At 67.3% G+C, this 251-nt stretch carries 1 protein-coding gene; it reads left to right on the forward strand.

Going from position 1 to position 251, the window contains the following annotated elements; genetic code table 11:
• Positions 1-36 precede the first annotated feature (36 nt).
• The coding region (locus tag SB756_RS33195; protein ID WP_410913650.1) for a hypothetical protein at positions 37-251 on the forward strand (215 nt) is incomplete at its 3' end.

The following is a 251-nucleotide window of genomic DNA, read 5'->3' on the forward strand; positions in this document are numbered from 1 at the left end:
GTGCCCGTGCCGACACCAGCACCAGCACCAGCACCCGTGCCAGTGCCGACAACGGCGCCCACACACCTCGACGCCACCACCCTCGACGTGAACGCTACCGGCATCTTCATCAACGACGCCGGCGATGTACTGACCGCAAGGCACGTCGTCGCCGAATGCCGGAGCCTGTTCGTGATCAAGGACGCGCGCGTCGCACGAGCGCGGATCAAGGTGCTCGGCACCGACCACGATCTCGCGGTCGTCGGCAGTGC

This window comes from Pseudomonas sp. SIMBA_068, assembly GCF_046534705.1.
Taxonomy (GTDB): Bacteria; Pseudomonadota; Gammaproteobacteria; order Pseudomonadales; family Pseudomonadaceae; genus Aquipseudomonas; species Aquipseudomonas putida.